15 protein-coding genes and 1 other RNA gene are annotated in these 15,335 nt (G+C 67.9%); 9 read left to right on the top strand and 7 right to left on the bottom strand.

The window, feature by feature from the left end; all coding sequences use genetic code 11:
- Positions 1–34 precede the first annotated feature (34 nt).
- Both NWE53_RS09780 and NWE53_RS09775 read left to right on the top strand, forming a co-directional pair.
- Positions 35–1,474 carry an FAD-binding oxidoreductase gene (locus tag NWE53_RS09780; protein WP_265054123.1) on the top strand — a complete coding sequence of 480 codons (1,440 nt, stop codon included), beginning with the start codon at positions 35–37 and terminating at the stop codon, positions 1,472–1,474.
- A gap of 137 nt (positions 1,475–1,611) precedes the next feature.
- A complete protein-coding gene (locus NWE53_RS09775; RefSeq protein WP_265054122.1) occupies positions 1,612–5,211 on the top strand; it encodes an AsmA family protein in 3,600 nt (1,199 codons plus the stop codon).
- Positions 5,212–5,526: 315 nt separating this feature from the next.
- On the opposite strand, the gene NWE53_RS09770 is transcribed toward NWE53_RS09775, so the two are convergent.
- The 7 genes from NWE53_RS09770 to NWE53_RS09740 form a co-directional block, all read right to left on the bottom strand.
- Positions 5,527–5,751, bottom strand: a complete 225-nt coding sequence (locus NWE53_RS09770; RefSeq protein WP_265054121.1) for a ribbon-helix-helix domain-containing protein — start codon at positions 5,749–5,751, stop codon at positions 5,527–5,529.
- On the bottom strand, positions 5,748–5,948 hold the full coding sequence (locus NWE53_RS09765) for a DUF4169 family protein (protein ID WP_265054120.1): 201 nt from the start codon (positions 5,946–5,948) through the stop codon (positions 5,748–5,750). Before NWE53_RS09765 ends, NWE53_RS09770 begins: the two co-directional genes overlap by 4 nt.
- A gap of 14 nt (positions 5,949–5,962) precedes the next feature.
- A complete protein-coding gene (gene fumC, locus NWE53_RS09760; protein WP_265054119.1) occupies positions 5,963–7,357 on the bottom strand; it encodes a class II fumarate hydratase in 1,395 nt (464 codons plus the stop codon).
- Positions 7,358–7,367: 10 nt separating this feature from the next.
- The gene (locus tag NWE53_RS09755; RefSeq protein WP_265054118.1) at positions 7,368–7,946 is read right to left on the bottom strand and encodes an SspB family protein; all 579 of its coding nucleotides are present in this window, start codon (positions 7,944–7,946) and stop codon (positions 7,368–7,370) included.
- A gap of 56 nt (positions 7,947–8,002) precedes the next feature.
- Positions 8,003–8,389, bottom strand: a transfer-messenger RNA (tmRNA) gene (gene ssrA, locus NWE53_RS09750).
- A 38-nt stretch (positions 8,390–8,427) separates the two neighbouring features.
- On the bottom strand, positions 8,428–8,691 hold the full coding sequence (locus NWE53_RS09745) for a PepSY domain-containing protein (RefSeq protein ID WP_265054117.1): 264 nt from the start codon (positions 8,689–8,691) through the stop codon (positions 8,428–8,430).
- Between the two features lie 199 nt (positions 8,692–8,890).
- Entirely contained in the window at positions 8,891–9,205 is a 315-nt protein-coding gene (locus NWE53_RS09740; RefSeq protein ID WP_265054116.1) for a PepSY domain-containing protein, read from the bottom strand.
- A gap of 166 nt (positions 9,206–9,371) precedes the next feature.
- On the opposite strand from NWE53_RS09740, the gene NWE53_RS09735 reads away from it, so the two are divergent.
- The 7 genes from NWE53_RS09735 to NWE53_RS09705 all read left to right on the top strand — a co-directional run bounded on the left by NWE53_RS09735 (position 9,372) and on the right by NWE53_RS09705 (position 15,286).
- Positions 9,372–10,166: a thymidylate synthase gene (locus NWE53_RS09735; RefSeq protein ID WP_265054115.1), complete on the top strand. Its 795-nt coding sequence runs from the start codon at positions 9,372–9,374 to the stop codon at positions 10,164–10,166.
- Positions 10,163–10,645, top strand: coding sequence for a GNAT family N-acetyltransferase (locus NWE53_RS09730; protein ID WP_265054114.1), 483 nt, complete (start codon positions 10,163–10,165; stop codon positions 10,643–10,645). The genes NWE53_RS09735 and NWE53_RS09730 overlap by 4 nt, the downstream gene beginning before the upstream one ends.
- A gap of 4 nt (positions 10,646–10,649) precedes the next feature.
- Complete coding sequence (locus NWE53_RS09725) at positions 10,650–11,165, top strand: dihydrofolate reductase (RefSeq protein WP_265054113.1); 516 nt, start codon at positions 10,650–10,652, stop codon at positions 11,163–11,165.
- Positions 11,166–11,319: 154 nt separating this feature from the next.
- Entirely contained in the window at positions 11,320–12,477 is a 1,158-nt protein-coding gene (hflK, locus tag NWE53_RS09720; protein WP_265054112.1) for an FtsH protease activity modulator HflK, read from the top strand.
- A complete protein-coding gene (gene hflC, locus NWE53_RS09715) occupies positions 12,474–13,409 on the top strand; it encodes a protease modulator HflC (protein ID WP_265054111.1) in 936 nt (311 codons plus the stop codon). Before hflK ends, hflC begins: the two co-directional genes overlap by 4 nt.
- A gap of 18 nt (positions 13,410–13,427) precedes the next feature.
- Entirely contained in the window at positions 13,428–13,619 is a 192-nt protein-coding gene (locus tag NWE53_RS09710) for a DUF2065 domain-containing protein (protein WP_265054110.1), read from the top strand.
- Between the two features lie 149 nt (positions 13,620–13,768).
- Positions 13,769–15,286 carry a DegQ family serine endoprotease gene (locus NWE53_RS09705; protein ID WP_265054109.1) on the top strand — a complete coding sequence of 506 codons (1,518 nt, stop codon included), beginning with the start codon at positions 13,769–13,771 and terminating at the stop codon, positions 15,284–15,286.
- Positions 15,287–15,335 lie beyond the last annotated feature (49 nt).

The raw sequence follows: 15,335 nt of genomic DNA, 5'->3' as shown, positions 1-15,335 counted from the left end.
TTCCAAGTCTAAGCGCCAAAACCGGATCTTGACAATGAGCCTGCCTGCCGCCGCCCTTCATGACAGCCCTGCCTCCGCCGCAGTGCTGCCGCCTTCTCCCGATGCCGTCGCAGCCGTGACGCAGGCGCTGGCCGCGCGCTTCGGCAACCGGCTGGTCACCAGCCTCGCGGTGCGCCAGCAGCACGGCCACACCCTGACCTGGATCCCGAACCAGCCGCCGGATGCCGTGGTCTTCCCGCAGAGCACGGAAGAGGTCTCCGAGATCGTGAAGCTCTGCGCCGCGCATGGCGTGCCGGTTATCGCTTTCGGTACAGGCACTTCGCTGGAAGGTCATGTCAACGCGCCCTTCGGCGGCGTCTGCATCGACATGTCGCAGATGAAGCGGATCATCGCCGTCCATGGCGAGGACCTCGACGTGGTGGTCGAGGCTGGCGTGACTCGCAAGGAGCTCAACGAGCATCTGCGCGACCAGGGCCTGATGTTCCCGATCGATCCCGGCGCCGACGCCTCGATCGGCGGCATGGCGGCGACGCGCGCCTCCGGCACCAATGCCGTCCGCTATGGGACGATGAAAGACAATGTTCTGGCGCTGACGGCGGTGATGGCTGATGGCTCCGTCGTCAAGACCTCGACGCGGGCCCGCAAGACCTCGGCCGGCTACGATCTCACGCGCCTGCTCGTCGGCTCTGAAGGCACGCTCGGCATCATCACCGAGGTGACGCTGAAGCTGCACGGCATCCCGGAGGCTATCGCCGCCGGCGTCTGCCCCTTCCCTTCGGTGAAGGCGGCCTGCGACGCGACGATCCTGACCATCCAGACCGGCCTGCCTGTCGCGCGCATCGAATTGCTCGACGACGTGATGATCCGCGGCGTCAATCTGCATGCCAAGCTCGGCCTGGCGGAGACGACGATGCTCTTCGTCGAGTTCCACGGCACGGAAGCCGGCGTTGCCGAGCAGTCCGAGCGCTTCGGCGAGATCGCTGCCGAATTTGGCGGCGGCCCCTTCGACTGGGCGACCAAGGCGGAGGACCGTTCCAAGCTCTGGCAGGCGCGGCATGACGCCTATTGGGCGGCCAAGGCGCTCAGGCCCGGCTTCGAGTCGGTCGCGACCGATGTCTGCGTGCCGATCTCGCAGCTCGCCGAATGCGTCGAGGAGACCAAGCGCGACATCGAGGCCTCCGGGCTGATCGCGCCGATCGCGGGCCATGTCGGCGATGGCAATTTCCACACCCAGCCGCTGGTCGACCTCAACGACGCGGGCGAGGTCGAGCGGGCGCAGGGCTTCATCGACCGGCTGGTCAAGCGCGCGCTCGCCATGGGCGGCACCTGCACCGGCGAGCACGGCGTCGGCCAGAAGAAGATGAAGTATCTCGAACAGGAACATGGGCCGGAGGCGCTCGCGGTGATGCGGACGCTGAAGCGGGCGCTCGATCCACAGAACATCCTCAATCCCGGCAAAATCGTCGTCCTGTGACATCGGCGCGGCTTGCGCTGCCCGCGCCCTTCGCGAAAATGTCGTGATCCCGCCGCGACTTGCAGGCATGATCGCGCGCGGCTGCCGGTTTCCAACCGGCGCTGCGCCATCTCGGCGACAGGGACAGAAAGCGAACGTTGCGTGAAAGCCTGACAGTTCTGGCCGGCCTGCTGGTGTTGGCGCTGCTGGCGGCCCTGATCGGCCCCGGCTTCGTCGACTGGCGGGCCTACCGGCCTCAGATCGAGGCCAGGCTGAGCGAGGCGCTTGGCGTCGAGACGCAGATCGGCGGTGCCATCGGCCTGCGCCTGCTGCCTTCGCCGCGCATCTCGCTTGAGAACGTCCGGATCGGCAGCGGCAACGGCGCCAAGAGTTCGGCGACGGCCGAGCAGGTGACCGTCGAGCTGGCGCTGGCCGCGATGGCGCGCGGGGAGTTCCGCTTCTCCGAGGCCGAGATCGACGGCGCCGCGATCTCGCTCGTCCTCGACGATGCCGGCGCGATCCAGATGCCCGCGCGAACGGGCAAGGGTCTCCCCGCCGAGGCGCGGCTCGACCGCCTGCGGATCGGCCGCTCGGCCCTGATCTGGCGGGAGCCCGGCAAGCCGGCGGTCTCGCTTTCGCCCATCGCCGCCGAGGTGTCCGCGGTCAGCCTCGCCGGTCCCTGGCGCTTCGAGGGCGAGGTGGCCGGCGCCTCGCTGCGCGTGACCACGGGCGAGCTGGAAGAAGGCGGCCGGCTGCGCACCAAGGCCTTCCTGACCGGCGAGGATCTGCAGCTCAATTTCGACGGTTCGCTGGTTCTGCCATCGGGGCAGGGTCGTGTCGGCGTCGAGCTCGATGGCGCCTTCGGTCTCTCGCCGGGCGGGGCCGTCGCGCTCTCCGGGAGGGTCAAGGGCGGCAGCCGCCAGCTCGATCTCGCCGGGCTCACGCTCGATCTCGCCGGTGGCGCGGCGCGGCTGGAGGGCGAGGGCCAGTATCTGCCCGGAACGGGCGCCGGTTCGCTGGCGCTGCGCGCGCGCAGGCTCGATGCCGATGCGCTGATGGCGGCGCTGGCCGAGCGCCAGGGCTTCGAACGGGCTCTGCAGGGCCTGCCGGGCACGGTCGATGTCGGGCTCGACCTTGACCAGGTCATCTGGCGCGGCGAGGATTTCTCGGGCTTTGCCTTGCGCGGCCGCCTGCATGATGGCGGGCTGAGCGATGCTTCGGCCTCTGTGCGCGTCGCCGGCGCGCTGGCCGGCGCGAGCGGGAGTATCAGTGCGGACGGGGCTTCCGGCCGCATCAATCTCAAGGCCGAGGATGCGCGCCGGGTCGCGCTGGTGCTGGCGCGTGCTGGCCTCGATCCGGCTCTGGCAGATTTCGTCGCGGGGTTCGGGCGGATCGATGCCGACGCGCTCGGTTCATGGGCGGGCGAGCGCGCTACATTCCAGCGCCTGCTGGTCGTCGGCTCCTCCGGCCTGCGGCTTGACGCTTCCGGCGAGGCTGGTCCGGCCCGGCTTGCCGCCAAGGCGACGGTGAGCGGGCTCGCGCTCGACGCCCTGCCGCCGGGGGCGAGCCTCGGTGGCCTGTTCAGGCAGCGCGACATCGCGCTGGACCTGACGCTTGCCAATGCGCGCTTCCGCAATGCCCCGCCGGGGTCGGCCAGCCTCGATCTGCGCCGGGAGGGCGATATCTGGCGGCTCAGCCGGCTTTCAGTGGACGGTTTCGGCGGGGTCAGCGTCACCGGCGCCGGCTCGCTTCTGGCCGAGGGCGGGGAGATCACCGGGCGAGTCCGCGCGCCGCGGTTCGAGACCCTGACCGCATTGGCCGGGCCGCTGCTGCCGGAAGCGGCCACGCAGGCCCTGATACGGGCAGGGGAAGGCTTGGCGCGGCTCGATGCCAGCTTCCGCCTGACGCGGGCAGCGTCCGGCGAGACGGCGCTCTCCGCCGAAGGCGCAGCCGCAGCGGGGAAGCTGACGATCAGCGGCCTGCTCGATCGCGCCGGCAACTGGAGCCGCGCCAATCTGGGCTTCGACCTTGCCGACCGGCGGCAGGCCTTCACGGCGCTCGGCCTGCCGACACCGATGCAGGGTGGGGCCGGCAGGTTGGCGCTCGAACTGGGCCAAGGGCGGGCCGTCGGCTCTCTCACCGGGCCCGGGCTCTCCATCGTCGTGGAGGACGGCGCAAGCGGGCCGCAGCTCTCGGTCCAAGCCGAGGGGCCGGGCCAGATCCTGGCCGAGGGACCCGCAAGGCTGCTGCCCGACGGCATCCTCGATGCGCATGCTCGCCTTGAGGTGACCAGCGAGGCGGTGAAGCTCGACGCCATCCGGGCAAATCTCGGCGGCATGGCTGCCAGCGGCGTGCTCACCCTGCCGCGCGAGGGGCGCTATACCGGCCGGATCGCGATCCCCTCAGCCGATCTGCGCCAGTTGATCGCGGCGTCGTTGGGTCCGACACCGCCGTCGCCGGGGTCGATCTGGTCCACGGCCCGCTTCGGTCGTGTCGCCGGGCTGCCGGATCTCGACATCGCCGTCGAGGCCGGCTCGCTTGCCGCTTTCGACGGCGGCACGATCCGCAATGCGAGCTTTGCCCTGCGCTCGGACCAGGATGGCCTGCGGGTCGACGACATCCGGGGCGCCTTCGGCGGCGGGCAGATGGCGGGTCGGCTCAGCCTGCGGCGCGATGGCGGGCTTGCGCAGCTCAACGGGCGCCTGAGCGTGATGGCGATCGATCTCGGCGATCTGACCAAGGGCGCGGTCGGCGGCAAGGCTTCGGGTCAGATCGAGTTCGGCGGCTCGGGCGAGACCCCGGCGCGGCTGATCGCCGGCTTGAGCGGGGCCGGCAGCCTCGCGCTGTCGGACGCACGCCTCGCCCGCTTCGACCCGAGCGCCTATGCGCGCGTCATCGCCAGCACCGGCGAGGATGCCTCCGAGAGCGATGCGTCGCGCCTGCAGGACAGGATCGCCGCGGCGCTCGACCGCGATGCCTGGGCGCTTGGCGACGTGTCACTTCCCTTCACGCTGGCGGGCGGGCTGGTCCGGCTGCAGCCGTTCAGCTTCGAGCGCAACGGGTTGCGCGCCGAGGCGAGCGGCGCCGTCGATTTGCGCGCGCTCAACGCCGACCTCAGGCTCGGCCTCAAGCCGCTCGGCGCCTTGCCGAAGGGTTGGCCGGGCGATGCGCCGCAGATCGGGGTCGCCTGGCGCGGGCCCCTCTCGAACCTGCGGCGCGAGAACGATGTCAGCGCCCTGTCAAACACCGTGGCGGCCCGGGCGCTGGCGCGCGAGATCGAGCGTGTCGAAGCCTTCGAGGCCGATGCCCGCGAACGGGCGATCCATGCTCGCCGGCTGCGGGCCGAGCGTGAGATGCGCGAGAACGAGCGCAAGCTCAACGAGTTCGTGAAGGCCGAGGAAGAGCGCCGCCTGGCCGAAGAGAAGCGGCAGGAAGAGGCGCGTCGAGTCGAGGAGCAGCGTCGCCAGGCCGAGGAGAAACGGGCCGAAGACGTGCGCCGTGTCGAGCAGGCACGGGCCGAAGTGGAGGCGCGTCGCCGGGCGGATGCCGAGGAGCGTGCCCGTGCCGCCGCCGAGCGTGCGGCCGCGCAATCGGCGCCGCCCCAGCCGCAGCCCGGCCCTTTGGTCCTGCCGGGCGCGCCGCGCAGCAGCTCCCCGGAAGGTGCGGTCCAGCCTCCGACCGGGGGGACGGCCCCGCAACTGCCGCCGCCTTTCCAGATCGCGCCGGTGCCGCAGCCCCGCAACGTGCCGCTGAATTGAGATTCCGATTCAACCGCTTGGCAGGCTGATTCAGGGTTTCAGCGCAAGTATTTGAAGCGGTGTGCTTTTTGGCTGCCGGGTATGCCGCTGTCGGACGTGTCGGCTTCACGCCAAAACCCTCTTACAGAGGGGCTCCGATCAGGAGCGATCCAGCAATTGCCACACGGCTTAAAGTCTGCTGCGTTTTCACGGAAAAGCGGGTCATCCCGGACGCAGCGAGCGCAGATCCGGGATCCATCGTAAGACGCTGCGTTCTACGATGGATCCCAGGACAAGCCCGGGATGACGGCGCGGTTTCGTAAATATCAGCAGGGTCTAAGGGCGGCCTGCCAAGCGGCGGTAATGCGCGAGGGCGTGCAGGCGCAGGGCGGAGGAGAGATTGAGCTCCCCCCGGCCGGAGTCGATGTCGGCGACCAGGGCGGCGACCGGGCGGCCTTCCGCCGCGGCGATCTCCTTCAGCGCATCCCAGAAGGCATCCTCCAGCGAGATGCTGGTGCGATGGCCGGCGATGCTGAGCGAGCGCTTGCGCTCGGGCTTCATGCCGGTTCCGGGTCCTTGTCCTCGCCGCCGAGCCTGTGCCCGTCGACATGGCGGGCGCTCTTGGCGCGCTCGGCTTCGGCAAGGCTGCGTTCGGCCTTGCTCAGGCCGAAGCTGATGCGGTTCTGCTCGGCCGTCTTATCAGCCTCCGCGCGCGCCTTCTGCTTGCGGGCGCGGCGGAGGTTGATGATCTCGGCCACGGGCGAGGCTCCCGTCAGGCCGGGCCGAGCATCAGCTCGGGCTTGACCGTCTTGTCGAACAGATCGGGGTCGACGCCGGCCTTGAGCGCCTCGTCGCGGAGCGTCGTGCCGTTGTGATGCGCAGACTTGGCGATGTTCGCAGCCTTGTCGTAGCCGATCGCCGGAGCGAGCGCCGTCACCAGCATGAGCGAGCGCGAGAGCAGCTCCTTGAGCTGCGTCTCGTTGGCCTCGATGCCCTCGACGCAGTTGGTGCGGAAGCTGTCGGCCGCGTCGGCAAGCAGTCGGACCGACTGCAGGAAGGCCGCGCCGATCACCGGCTTGAAGACGTTGAGCTCGAAATGGCCCTGGGACGCGGCGAAGCCGATCGTCGCCTGGTTGCCGTGGACCTGGGTCGCGACCATCGTCAGCGCCTCGGCCTGGGTCGGGTTGACCTTGCCCGGCATGATCGAGGAGCCCGGCTCGTTTTCGGGCAAGCTGATCTCGCCGAGGCCCGAGCGCGGGCCGGAGCCCATCAGGCGGACGTCGTTGGCGATCTTGAAGAGGTCGGAGGCGAGCGCCGCCAGGGCGCCATGGGCCGCGGCCAGCGCACCGTGGCTGGCCAGGGCCTCGAACTTGTTCTCGGCCGTGCGGAAGGGCAGGCCGGTCAGCATCGCTACTTCCTTGGCGAAGAGGACAGCGAAATCCGGATGGGTGTTGAGGCCGGTGCCGACGGCCGTGCCTCCCTGCGCCAGCGCATAGAGCCCGCCGAGTGCCGCCTCGATCCGGCCGATGCCAAGATGAAGCTGCATTGCATAGCCGGAGAATTCCTGGCCGAGCGTGACGGGCGTCGCGTCCTGCAGGTGGGTGCGGCCGATCTTGACGAGGTGCTTGAAGGCCTCGGCCTTGGCGTTCAGCGCCTTTTCGAGGCTGCGCAGGGCCGGCAGCAGCTTGCGGGTGATCTCGAGCACCGCGCCGATATGCATCGCGGTGGGGAAGGCATCGTTCGAGGACTGGCCGCGATTGACGTGGTCGTTGGGGTGGACCGGGCTCTTGGCGCCGAGGCCGGCACCGAGCAGTTCATTGGCGCGGTTCGCCAGCACCTCGTTGGCGTTCATGTTCGACTGGGTGCCGGAGCCGGTCTGCCAGATCACGAGCGGGAAATGGCCGTCGAACTTGCCGGCGAGAGCCTCGTCAGAGGCCTGGCCGATGGCGCCGGCGACGCGCTGGTCGAGCAGGCCGAGGCGGGCGTTGACGTGGGCGGCTGCCTTCTTGACCAGCACAAGGGCGTGGACCAGGGGCAGAGGCATGCGCTCGCGCTCGCCGCCGATCCTGAAGTTTTCCAGCGAGCGCTGCGTCTGCGCGCCCCAATATCGATCCGCAGGCACGGCGATGGGGCCGAAGGAATCGGTTTCGGTGCGCGTCTCGGTCATGGGAGGTCCGTCAGGTCTTCTTGCGGAAGGAATCGAGGCTGACGACTTCGGCTCCGCTCTTGCCGTCGTCATCGGTGTCCTGCGTCGCCGTGTCGCCATCCTTGTCGGCCGTTTCGGCCACCGGCGTACGGGTCTTCAGCGCGGGCACACCCGCCGGCACGACCTTGGCCGGGACGGCGCTGGGGGCGGCCGCCGGCTCAGGCTGCGGCGCGTCGGCTGCGTCCTCGGCCTGATCCTGGGTCTCGAACTTCAGGCCGAATTGCACGGAAGGGTCGAAGAAGGTCGTCACCGCATCGAAGGGAACGAGCAGCCGCTCGGGCACGCCGGAGAAGGACAGCCCGACCTCGAAGGAATGGTCGCCGACGTTGAGATCCCAGAACTGATGCTGGAGCACGATGGTCATCTCGTCCGGGTGCTTCTCACGCAGACGCTGGGACACGCGCACGCCCGGCGCACCGGTGCGGAAGGTGACGTAGAAATGATGTTCGCCCGGCAGCCCGTCGCGCGCCGCCTCCGTCAGGATCTTGCGGACGACGCCTTTCAGCGCCTCCTGAACCATCAGATCGTAACGCAGCACATCCTTGGACATCAGGTCGATGTTTCCGCTTATTGCTCCGGCGGGAACAGCCGGCAGGCCAAAATGAAAGTGGAGGCTTCTGTTGCCAGGCGCCTCCGAGCCCCGCCTTACGCGGCTAAACGCAAGGACTTTGGTTTGGGAACCAGCACCGCTTACGCGGCGACAGCAACCCGAGCATTGTTGTCGTTGGCAACTATGCTTTTGGCCCGATAACGGCGGAACCATGCCGAGCAAAAGGAAGACCTTTACACCCTCGTCGATCCTATTTCGCCCCCGCCGCAGCCCTGCAACCGTCGGGCTGCAAGTTCCTGCTGCTCGCGCCGCAGGGCTGGGGTGGAGGCGCCGGGTACCGCCCCCGGGTCCGAAAGGCTTATTCCGAAATCCGTTTATCGCCATAGCCGTTCTTGCGAGCGGCACCGACGAATATAGGGACAGTATCGGCGCGGGGAAAGAGCGCTGCGCCGATTTCCGTGGGTTGTGCGGCATTACGGCCTCAATCGAGAATGCGACCATTTCTGATGTCGATATCGAGCACCATCTCGCCATCGTCGAGGCTGCGGCCGGCGATCTCCCAGCGGTCGTCGGATCGCGTGATCTCCTCGACATGGACGAGGCCGGCCCTCCAGGCGATATCGCGTGCTTGGCTTTCCGAGATCGTCGCGCCCGGGTTGGGCTCCGCGCCCTGTCCGGCCGCAATGACAAGGCCGTTGAGCGTAAGCGCAAACAGCAAACGGACCATCGCGGCTTTTGCCTGCATCGTCTCAATCCCCCACGAATCGAGGCGGGATGAGCGGCCCGGATTGAGGCGGGTTTGCGGATGCAGTTGCTCACGGCCGGTCGCGATGGCGTGAGGCTTGGGGCATGCCCTCCCTTCAAGGAGGCGCGGGTAGGCCTCAACTCCTTATTTCATCGCATTGTCGTCACACGAACCGGTGTCCGCTTCGCTCGAAAATGCGTCAGCTTCGGCCGGCCTTGGCCGAGGCGGGTCGTTCGCGCTCCATCTTGATGACGACGCCGTCGCTGGCCCGCAGATCGATCTCGATCTCGGCGCCGGTGCTGTCGCGGCCCTCGACCTTCCACTTGTCGTCGTCGAGCTTGATCTCCTCGATCCGGACGACGCCATGATCGGCGGCGATGCGACGGGCCTGATCCATCGAGACGGCCGGTTTCGCGGGGGTGATGGGCGCGGGCGCCTGCGCCTGGGCCAGTTGGCCGTGAAGCCAGAACGCGCCTATGCAGGCGAGCGCCAGGATCGGTCTGCGCGAAAGCATGGACTGCCTCCCTGTTTCCGGTTGTTGGAGAGGGAACGGGAGGCTTTCGCCATTGTTCCGGCCATGGATTGGCGGGAGCGCGTGCAAAGGCTGGGGATGCATGCGACGGCGAGGGGGCCAAGGCGCCGCCGAGCCGCTATGCTCGCCCGCTTCCCAGAGATTCACCATGCGCCAGTATCACGACCTGCTCCAACGCGTCCTGACCGAGGGCACCCGCAAGGACGACCGCACCGGAACCGGCACCATCGCCGTCTTCGGCCATCAGATGCGCTTCGACCTGTCGCAGGGGTTTCCGCTGGTCACGACCAAGAAGCTGCATCTCAAGTCGATCATCCACGAACTGATCTGGTTCCTGCGCGGCGACACCAATGTGCGCTACCTGCAGGAGAACGGCGTCACGATCTGGGATGAGTGGGCCGATGCCAACGGTGATCTCGGCCCGGTCTATGGCCGGCAATGGCGTTCCTGGCCGGCGCCGGACGGGCAGACCATCGACCAGATCGCCTGGTTGGTGAATGAGATCAGGCGCAACCCGGATTCGCGCCGCCTGATCGTCTCGGCCTGGAACCCGGCGGATATCCCGAAGATGGCCCTGGCGCCCTGCCACTGCCTGTTCCAGTTCTTCGTGGCGGACGGAAAGCTCTCCTGCCAGCTCTACCAGCGCTCGGCGGACGTCTTCCTCGGTGTGCCCTTCAATATCGCGAGCTACGCGCTGCTGACCCATATGGTGGCGCAGGTCACGGGCCTCGGCGTCGGTGATTTCGTGCATACCTTCGGCGATACGCACCTCTATGTGAACCATCTGGATCAGGCGCGGCTGCAGCTTTCGCGTGAACCGCGAGCGCTGCCGAAGCTCTCGCTCAACCCCGCCGTGACGCGGCTCGAGGATTTCAGCTTCGGGGACGTGACGATCACGGATTACGACCCGCACCCCTCCATCAAGGCTCCGATCGCCGTATGACGCTGACCATCCGTTCCGCCCGGCCCGGCGAGGCCGCGCTCGTGCTCGGCTTCATCAAGGAACTGGCCGAATACGAGAAGCTGCTGCACGAGGTCGTCGCGACCGAAGCGGAGATCGACGCGGCGCTGTTCGGCCCGAATCCCCGAACCTTCTGCGACATCGCCGAATGGGAGGGCGAGCCGGTCGGCTTCGCCGTCTGGTTCTACACCTATTCGACCTTCTCGGGCCGCCACGGCATCTGGCTGGAGGACCTTTACGTCAGGCCTGGCCAGCGTGGACGCGGCATCGGCAAGGGGCTGATCGCGGGGCTGGCGCGCCGCTGCGTCGCGGAGAAACTGCCGCGCCTGGCCTGGTGGGTGCTGAACTGGAACGAGCCTTCGCGCGTTTTCTATCGCGCGATCGGGGCCAGGGCGCAGGACGAGTGGACCGTCAAGCGGCTGGAAGGCGAGGCGCTCAGGCAGCTGGGCGCGGAGGACTGAAGCCATGCAGAAACGTCCGATCGTGTTGATCGCAGCCATCGCCGACAACGGCGTGATCGGCGACGACAACCGGTTGATCTGGCGGCTCAAGACTGACCTCAGGCGCTTTCGCAGCCTGACGCTCGGCCGCCCCGTGCTGATGGGGCGCAAGACCTTCCTCTCGATCGGCAAGCCGCTGCCGGGGCGCGAGACGATCGTGCTGACCCGCGATGCCGGCTTCTCGGCCGAAGGGGTCAGGATCGCGCATTCGCTCGACGAGGCGCTGGCGCTCGGGCAAGAGGTCGCCGCCGCGAGCGGAGCCGAGTCCGTCATTGTTGCGGGCGGCGCCGAGATCTACCGGCAGGCGCTGCCTTTGGCTGATCGGCTCGAGCTCACGCTGGTTCACACCAAGCCCCCGGGAGACGCGCTTTTTCCCGATTGGGAGCGCGACGCCTTCCTCGCCGGTGCAAAGGAGCCCCATCCTGCCGATCCCGATAACGAGCATCCTTATACCTTCGTCACCCATCACAGGCGCGGCTGATCGCCGCTTTCCGTTCACGATGAATGGCTTGCGCCGTTGACGAATCCGTGGCCCATGACCAACTCAGCCCAGCGCCTTCAGCCGAAGGCGCTGACAAGCGGCCGCTATTCGCCTATGGCTCGGCCTCTACGGAACGGAAGGGAACGGCTCGAGAATGCCTTGGAGCAATCAGAGCGGCGGTGGCAGCGGCGGGGGTGGACCCTGGGGCCAGCGCGGAGGTAGCGGCGGCGGAGGCCCCTGGGGCGGCGGCTCAGGCGGAGGCAACGGCAACCCGCCCGATCTCGAAGAGATCCTGCGGCGCAGCCAGGACCGGCTGAAGAACCTTGTTCCGGGCGGCAATATCGGCGGGCGCGGGCTCATTCTCGGCCTTCTCGCGCTGATCCTGATCTGGCTCGGTTCGGGCGTCTATTTCGTCCGCCCCAACGAGGTCGGCCTCAACGTCGTGTTCGGCCGCTTCGCCGGCAAGACCGGCGAAGGCATGAACTGGAACTGGCCCTATCCGATCGGCAACGTGATCAAGCCCCAGGTGACGAACGTCATCACCACCGAGGTCGGCTTCCGGACCGTGGAATCGGTGCGCAGCGCGCGCCAGACCGACGTGACCGAAGAGAGCCTGATGCTCACCGGCGACGAGAACATCGTCGACATCGATTTCATCGTGCAGTGGCAGATCGACCCGGCCGCGCCCGAGAACTACGTCTTCAACATCCAGGACCCGCCGGGAACCGTGAAGGCCGTGGCCGAGAGCGCCATGCGCGAGGTGATCGGCCGCCGCAACATCCAGCCCGTGCTGACGACCGATCGCGGCGCGATCGAGAACGAGGTGCGCCAGCTGATGCAGGAGACGCTCAACGGCTATAATGCCGGCGTGCAGATCCGCCTCGTCCAGCTCCAGAAGGTCGACCCGCCGCAGCAGGTCATCGACGCGTTCCGCGACGTCCAGGCGGCCCGTGCCGACCAGGAGCGCCTGCGCAACGAGGCGCAGACCTATGCCAACCGCGTCGTGCCGGAATCGCGCGGCCGGGCGGCCCAGCTCGTGCAGGCGGCGGAAGCCTTCAAGGAGCAGACCGTTGCCGAAGCCCGTGGTCAGGCGAGCCGCTTCAACGCGGTCTACGAGCAGTACAAGAACGCTCCGGGCGTGACGCGCGAGCGTCTGTTCCTGGAGACGATGGAACGCGTGATGGGCGGCACCGACAAGATCATCCTCGACAACCCGGTCGGTGGGCAGGGCGTCGTGCCCTATCTGCCGCTCGACCAGCTCAATGCGGGCCGTCAGGTCCCGGGCGCCCGTCAGCAGGGAGCCACCCGATGAACGGCTCCTTCCTTCGCGCGGCCGCGCTGGTCGTCGTCGCCGCCGTCGCGGTCGTGCTTTACGCCTGCACCTTCGTGGTCTCGCAGACGCAGTCGGCGATCGTGCTCAGGCTCGGCGCGGTGCGCGCGGTCAAGACGGCTCCGGGCCTCTACTTCAAGTGGTTCGCACCGGTCGAGACGGTGACGCTGCTCGACAACCGCATTCTCGACCTCGATCTGTCGTCGCAGGAAATCATCGCCTCGGACCAGAAGCGTCTCGTGGTCGATGCCTTCACGCGCTACCGGATCTCCGATCCGCTGCGCTTCTATCAGGCGGTCAACAACATCCCGCGGGCCAATTCGCAGCTCGCCTCGATCGTGAACGGCAATGTCCGCTCGGTACTGGCGGAAGCGAGCTTCACGGCGATGGTGCGCACCGAGCGCTCGCGGCTGATGAACCGCATCCGCGACGACGTGAACCGCGAGGCGGCGCGCTTCGGCATGACGGTGGTCGATGTCCGGCTGCGGCGCGTCGATCTGCCGGCGGCGAACTCGGCGGCGGTGTTCCAGCGCATGCAGACGGAACGCCAGCGCGAGGCGGCGGAAGCCCGCGCGCTCGGCGGCCAGCAGGCTCAGGAGATCAGGGCGCGGGCCGACAGGGACGCGACCGTGATCGTCGCCGAAGCGCAGCAGCGCTCCGACGAGATCCGAGGCGAGGGCGAGGCGGAACGCAACAAGGTCTTCGCCGAAGCCTTCGGCAAGGACCCGGAGTTCTTCTCCTTCTACCGCTCGATGCAGGCCTATGAAGCCAGCATCAAGCCAGGAGATACCCGGATGGTGCTGACGCCGGATTCGCCGTTCTTCCGCTTCTTCAACGGACCGAACGCGCAGCGTCAGGATGGCCAGGCCGGAACCCCGGCGGCGCCTGCCGTGCCCGCGCCGGCACGTCCCTGATCATGGCGAGCGACGCGAATGCTTGATTTCGTCGCGGCGCTCGGCCTGGTCTTCGCCATCGAGGGCATCCTCTTCGCCGCGATCCCGCATCTGGCGAAGGATGCCCTCCGCAGCGCGGCGGAAACCCCGGTGGACCGGATGCGGCTGATCGGCATCGGCTCGGCGGTTCTGGGCGTGGTCCTGGTATGGGCCGCGCGGGGCAGTTCGTAGGCTTGAACCGGTAGATTTTGCGGAACTGGCACGCGATCGTGTTCGATGACATGATCGTGCGTCGCCCTTCCGCCGCATTTCGGAGTTCAATCATCGGGCGCGACTGGCTTGCATCGATCAGCCCGCATCTTTCCGACATGAGGATCCATATGGCATCGAAAACCGTTCCCGCAGTCCGGTCCGTCCGCATCGCCTTCGCTGCCGGCGTCGCCGGTCTCGCGCTGCTGGCCTCGCCGGTGCTGGCGCCGGGGCACGCGCAGGCGAACACGCCGCTGCTGCAAGGGCAGACTTCGCTCGCGGACCTCGTCGACAAGGTCATGCCGGCAGTGGTCAACATCGCGGCCGTCACCACCAACGATCAGAAGGGCCGCAACCTGCCGCAGCTGCCGCAGCTCGGCCCCGACACGCCCTTCGGCGACCTGTTCGAGGAATTCTTCAACCGCCGCAACCAGCAGGGCGAGCGCCAGGCGCCGCAGCAGCGCCGCTCGCAGTCGGCCGGCTCGGGCTTCGTGGTCGATCCCTCGGGCATCGTCGTCACCAACAACCACGTCGTCGGCGATGCCAACGAGATCACCGTGATCTTCAACGATGGCCTGCGGCTCAAGGCCGAGGTGATCGGCAAGGACACCAAGGTCGATCTCGCCGTGCTGCGTGTAAAGCACGATAAGCCGCTGCCCGCGGTCAAGTTCGGCGATTCCGACAAGATGCGGATCGGCGACCCGGTGATGGCGATCGGCAACCCGTTCGGGCTCGGCGGCTCGGTCTCGTCGGGCATCGTCTCGGCCCGCAACCGCGACATCAGCCAGGGGCCGTACGACACCTATATCCAGACCGACGCGGCCATCAACAAGGGCAATTCGGGCGGCCCGCTGTTCAACATGGCCGGCGAGGTCATCGGCATCAACACGGCGATCCTGTCGCCGACCGGCGGCTCGGTCGGCATCGGCTTCGCCGTGCCCTCGACGCTGGCGACCAACGTCGTCGACCAGCTCAAGGAATTCGGCGAGACGCGGCGCGGCTGGCTCGGCGTGCGCATCCAGAGCGTCGATGACGCCACCGCCGAGGCTCTCGGGCTCGGCACGGCGCGCGGCGCGCTTGTCGCCGGCATCGACGAGAAGGGTCCGGCCAAGCCCGCCGGGCTCGAGACCGGCGACGTGATCGTCAAGTTCGACGGCAAGGACGTCAAGGATTCGCGCGACCTGCCGCGCATCGTCGCGGCGACGCCGGTCGGCAAGGACGTGCCGATCGCGGTGATCCGCAAGGGCAAGGAAGAGATCAAGACGGTCAAGCTCGGCCGCCTCGAGGATGGCGAGAAGGTGCAGTCGGCCTCGACGAACAAGCCGGCGGCAGAGCCTGCCAAGCCCGCGGTGACGAGCGCGCTCGGCCTCGAATTCTCGCCGCAGACCGACGAGCTGAAGAAGCGCTATTCGATCAAGGACGGCCTCAAGGGCGTGATCATCACCAAGGTCGACGCCAATTCGAACGCCGCCGACAAGCGCATCCTCGTCGGCGAGCTGATCGTCGAGGTCGGCCAGGAGCCGGTCAACGCTCCGCAGGACGTGACCAAGCGGCTCGATGCGCTGAAGAAGGAAGGCAAGAAGTCCGTCCTTCTGCTCGTCTCGAACGGGCAGGGCGAGGTTCGCTTCGTCGCCGTCTCGATGAACTGAGACGATCCAGGCCGGAGATTTCGAAGGGCGGCCCAACCGGGCCGCCCTT

This window comes from Bosea sp. NBC_00550 (assembly GCF_026020075.1).
In the GTDB taxonomy this organism is placed as follows: Bacteria; Pseudomonadota; Alphaproteobacteria; order Rhizobiales; family Beijerinckiaceae; genus Allobosea.
This window is presented reverse-complemented; position numbering and strand designations above follow the sequence as displayed.